At 70.9% G+C, this 4,547-nt stretch carries 7 protein-coding genes and 1 pseudogene; 6 read left to right on the top strand and 2 right to left on the bottom strand.

What is annotated here, in order from left to right:
• Together ACZ6KF_RS33910 and ACZ6KF_RS33905 are read right to left on the bottom strand one after the other, a co-directional pair.
• Positions 1 to 342 (bottom strand): annotated as a pseudogene (locus tag ACZ6KF_RS33910) (hypothetical protein); the annotation flags it as partial.
• Positions 336 to 911, bottom strand: a complete 576-nt coding sequence (locus ACZ6KF_RS33905; protein ID WP_469160619.1) for a hypothetical protein — start codon at positions 909 to 911, stop codon at positions 336 to 338. The pseudogene ACZ6KF_RS33910 and the gene ACZ6KF_RS33905, both read right to left, overlap by 7 nt.
• Positions 912 to 1,104: 193 nt before the next feature.
• On the opposite strand from ACZ6KF_RS33905, the gene ACZ6KF_RS33900 reads away from it, so the two are divergent.
• From ACZ6KF_RS33900 to ACZ6KF_RS33875, 6 genes are all read left to right on the top strand, one after another.
• The gene (locus ACZ6KF_RS33900; protein ID WP_469160618.1) at positions 1,105 to 1,311 is read left to right on the top strand and encodes a hypothetical protein; all 207 of its coding nucleotides are present in this window, start codon (positions 1,105 to 1,107) and stop codon (positions 1,309 to 1,311) included.
• 74 nt (positions 1,312 to 1,385) lie between these two features.
• Positions 1,386 to 1,736 (top strand): DUF6233 domain-containing protein, encoded by a 351-nt coding sequence (locus tag ACZ6KF_RS33895; RefSeq protein WP_469160617.1) that lies wholly within the window; start codon positions 1,386 to 1,388, stop codon positions 1,734 to 1,736.
• Positions 1,737 to 1,888: 152 nt separating this feature from the next.
• Positions 1,889 to 2,134 (top strand): hypothetical protein, encoded by a 246-nt coding sequence (locus tag ACZ6KF_RS33890; protein ID WP_469242019.1) that lies wholly within the window; start codon positions 1,889 to 1,891, stop codon positions 2,132 to 2,134.
• Positions 2,131 to 2,706, top strand: coding sequence for an RNA polymerase sigma factor (locus ACZ6KF_RS33885; protein WP_469242017.1), 576 nt, complete (start codon positions 2,131 to 2,133; stop codon positions 2,704 to 2,706). Before ACZ6KF_RS33890 ends, ACZ6KF_RS33885 begins: the two co-directional genes overlap by 4 nt.
• Entirely contained in the window at positions 2,703 to 3,824 is a 1,122-nt protein-coding gene (locus ACZ6KF_RS33880; RefSeq protein ID WP_469242014.1) for a hypothetical protein, read from the top strand. Before ACZ6KF_RS33885 ends, ACZ6KF_RS33880 begins: the two co-directional genes overlap by 4 nt.
• A gap of 87 nt (positions 3,825 to 3,911) precedes the next feature.
• A complete protein-coding gene (locus tag ACZ6KF_RS33875) occupies positions 3,912 to 4,478 on the top strand; it encodes an ATP-dependent DNA ligase (protein WP_469242012.1) in 567 nt (188 codons plus the stop codon).
• Positions 4,479 to 4,547: the final 69 nt, after the last annotated feature.

The raw sequence follows: 4,547 nt of genomic DNA, 5'->3' as shown, positions 1-4,547 counted from the left end.
CTCGCCGGGCCGGCCGGGACGGTAGCTGATGCTGCCCTCCAGCGGCTGCGGCGACATCCGCTCGTAGGTGCACTTCGGCGCGTCCGACGCCGCCTGCAAGTCCGAGCTGGAAGAAGCGGGCGGCCGGGAGCCGGACGCGCCCTGGGCGCCGCCGGACCCGCCCGAGGTGCTGCCGCCACCGGCGCACACCTTCACGAACCGCGTCGAGCTGGAGCAGTTCGGGCCCACCCCGCGGCCGCCTGCGTCGGCGTGAGCGGCCGGTGCCGCGGCGGCCGCCAGGAGCACCGCGGCCCCGACCGCCGCCGGCCGCACCCAGCGCGGGCGCGGGCGGGGGGTCAGCATTCCGGGCCGTCCGTGGCGATCCGGGTGATCATCCACCGGCCGTCCCAACGCTCCGCGCTCACCGTCATCACGTAGCGCAGCGGCTGCTCGGTCGGCAGCGGGACCTCCTTACCCGCCTTGACCGTGCGGTAGCGCGAGAGGTCCACGCAGTCGGACAGCGTCGCCGTCGGCACCTTCGCCCCCAAGTCCAGCCTGGTCACCTTCACGTCGTGGCCGACCTCCCCGGTCACGACCGCGCCGGAGTCCTTCAGGTTGTCGACGCCGTCACGGATCGCCGCCAGCGCCTTGTAGGTGGCGTACCGCTCCACACCCGTACCCGACGTGGACGCCGTCCGGTACGCCTTCGCCTCCGCCGCGAGCATCCGGTCGTACACCTCGCGCACGGCCTGCTCCTGTTCCGCGTCCTCGCCCACCGGCCTGCGCACCGTCGACTCCGGCACCGGCCCGGGCGAAAACTCACCCCACGCCGACGGCGACGACGAGGGCGGCGGCTTTCCCTCCACCAGGCCGCCGTCGTCGCTGTTCCCGCAGCCGGACAGCACCACCACCAAGGCCAGCACACCACCCACTACGGCCGCACCCCGCGCCTGTAACCGCACCCTCAACCCCTCACCACTCGTGACCACACAGGCTCACACCGTAGCCAACCTGGCACGCACCGTGACAACTCTGACCGCAACGGCATTCGAACGTGTTTTCCATCGCGGCGTTATCCTGCAACGAAAGGCGACCGGCACCTTGTCGCCTGGAACAGGACCGCCCATGACCGCCCCGACTCCCCCTCCCCCGCCCACCGAGCCCGACCCGTCCGCGCTCGTCTGCTCCGGCGACCTCGTCGGCCCCTGCGCCACCTGCCAGCGCAAGACCCACAAGTACGGCCGCGGCGGCAGCCCACTGTGCCAGTGGTGCATGGCAGCGGCGAAGGAGAAGTGGGGCCCGGGCGTACGCCACATCAACACGCGTTCCTGACCCGCCAGCCTCCCTCGACAGCTCCCGCCGGCCTGGCCTCACCTCCCGCATGACGCGACCCTAGAATCGAACGTGTGAACGATGAACCGTCGCGGCTCCAGCTGCTCCACTTCGCCCGCCGCGTCGTGGTCCAGCAGGCCACGGCGGCACTCGCCCAGATCGACAGCTGGATCGCGGCAGAAGAACGACGCGAGACCGAACGACGCAGCCGTGATGCGATGCGGCCGCCGCCGCCCGAGTGGTTGCTCCAGCGCGGGCTCAACCATGCGAACGTCGACACCGTCCACACCGGCGAGTGCTGGGCGGCGGCCAGAAGCGGCCGGTGCCGTCCGGCCACCCGGCAGCAGGCGATCGAGGCACTGCGCCACCAGGTCCCGGCCTGCCCCTACTGCCGGCCCGACACAGCCCTCGGCATCCTCGACTAACGCCGCCACTGGTTCCAGGGCGCAGCCGCGACGACGACAGGCTGAATCCGGGAGGAAAATCCTCGCCTCGCGTTCACGATCAAGGCCATTCCCGCCCCTTAGCTCATGACCGGCTCACCGCCGCGCGCGTATGGGAAGAGGGAGATGCACCGATGGACCCGGCCACGACCGTCATCGTCTTAATCGTCACCGCCAAGACCTTCGCACTGCTGGCACTCTGGCTGCGCCTACGCTGGCAGGCGCGCCGCGGCCAGGACCGGCACCACTACCTTCTCGGCGTCACCGAGAAGGTCTCGGCCGGCGACCGGGTCGAACTGAACGACCGGCACCGTGACGGCCACCGCCTGCACGTGACGATCATCCGTACTCCAGCCGGTGGGGAGGACCAGACCGCGTGAGCACCCATGACGCAGCAGACGGTGCCGAGCGTCCGTCCACCGCGCTCCCATCCGCCGGCCCGCCCGGACAACGTCACCATGCCCGGCAGCAGAAGGACGCCGAGTTCTCCGCCTTCTACCGGGCTCACATCCGCTCCTTGGTCGTGTTCCTGGCCGGCCACGGCGCCGACGTGCAGACCGCCGCGGACATCGCCCAGGAAGTCATGACCCACGCCTACCGGAACTGGGCCGACATCACCCACCCCAAGGCGTGGGTGTACAAAGCTGCCTCCCGCGCCCTCGCCCGCAGGATCGCCTCCGTCGAAGAACCCGTCGACGAAGTACCCGAGCCCACCTCCCTGCTGGCCCGCCCCGACGCCATCGCGGAATGGGAGGCGACGCATGACGTGCTGCCCGTGCTGCGCAGCCTCCCGCCGAGACAGCGCCAGATCCTGGCCTGGACCCTGGCCGGCTTCACCCCCACCGACATCGCCGAGTTCCTCGGCCTGCGCGCTGAGACCGTACGCGCCAACCTCATGAAAGCCCGCCGCTCCGCGGCCGCCTACCTCACGGCACGGGAGGAGGAACAGTGACCGACCACCGAGCACACCACCACGACGACCAGACGGTGGACCGCCGGCTCACTCAGCACCAGCACGCCCTGACCAGGGCACTGGACGACGTCCTCGACGTCGAAGCCGGACTGCGCGAGATCCTCATCCACTCCCGCCAGGACACCGCCGCTGACGACCTCGACACCGTCCTGGACACCGAAGCCGGACTCGCCGCCATCCTGCCTTCCACCCCGGAACCAGCCGCCCCGCCCAGCACACACCGCGCCCCCCACGACCGCACCGGTGCACAGGAACTCCTCCGCGCCCTCAGCCCTGCAGACCGCATGACCCTGCGCAACACCCCCGAGGTCAGGAAAGCCAGCCGAGACCTCGCCCGTGACCACACCCGCCTCCTCGACCGCTCCCTCGCTCCCGACATCGGCTTCGCCCTCGCCCGCGACCTCGCCCGCGACCTCAACCACGCCCTCTACCGCGACCTGAACCGCGCCCTCGACCGCAGTCGCGACCTCGCCCACGGCCTCAACCTCGATTTCGCCCTCGACCTCGCCCGCGCCCGCGCCGTCAGCCGCGACCTCCACCACGCCCTCGACCGCAACCTCGACCTCGACCTCGTCCTCAATCTGGCCCTCGACCACGCCCACGACCTCAACCGCGCCCTCGACCGCAGTCGCGACCTCGCCCTCGACCGCGACCTCCACCGCACCCTGAACCTTGCGGGCGAACGCGCCCTCGCCCTCGCCCGCATCCTCGACGGCGTCCGCGCGCTCTACAACGCCCGCATCCTCGACGGCACCGCCCGCACCCCCGCTCGCTTCCACCTCACTCGCGCCATCGTTGATGTCCGCACTGCCGAGGTTCACCGGGCCATCGCTCTGGCGCTCCGCCGGGAGCCCTCCATGCTCGACGGGGACTCGCTGCACACGCTCTTGAATGACTTCACCACCGCCGACCTGAGCGACGTCGACCTGACCGACATGGATCTCAGCGGAGTCCACTGGTCGGAACGAGGCACGCAATGGCCACCGGTCCTCGACGTCGAAGACCTCAAGACCCGCTCCGACGAGACCCCGCCCGGCAGCGGAACCTGGATCGTCCGCTCCGGAACCGCCACCATCCGCGACCTCGCCGAACTCTGAGGAGTGGCGGTTTGATGACTGCAGGTCCGCGTGGCGTCCGGCCCCACAAAATGCCAATGCTGGAACATGGCGTGGAAGGCATCACGCATGACCTGGTCCCTGCCCCAGCCCATGCTGGCCGTGCCCGTGGACAGCGCCACCCTGCCAGCCGCCGGTTGGGCGGCGGAGCCGAAGTGGGACGGCTACCGCGCCCAGCTCGCCCTGCACACCGGCGGGCGGGTACTGCTGCGCTCGAGGCAGGGCACTGACATGACACCCGCCTTCCCCGAAATCCGGGCCGCCGCCCTCGCCCAGCTGCCCGCGGACACGGGACTGGACGGCGAGCTGGTCGTGTGGGAAGGGGACCGGCTGGCGTTCGAGCGGCTGCAGCAGCGCCTTGCCCGACGCAGAACCGCAGCCGCCGACGCCGCACGCCAGTGGCCCGCGCACTACGTCGTCTTCGACCTGCTCCATGCGGGCGCAGCGGATGTGACCGGGCAGTCCTACCAGCGGCGGCGCGCGGCCCTGGAGGCCCTGTTCGCCGAGCGCGGGCTGGAGGCGCCGCTGACGCTGTGCCCGTCCACGACCGACCCGGCCGTCGCACTGGGGTGGCTGCAGTGGACGGCGGCCGGGCTGGAAGGGCTGTGCTTTAGAGTTCCTAACAGAAGTTGTTGATCAAGTAACCATCGGTCTGTCTGCTCGTTGGTCGGGTCGTGGGGAAGCGCCAGTCGCGGCCGTGGATCG

The sequence above is a fragment of the Streptomyces sp. NPDC046379 genome (assembly GCF_055587785.1).
The sequence above is the reverse complement of the archived record's forward strand: the minus strand, read 5'-3'. Positions and strand labels throughout refer to the sequence as shown.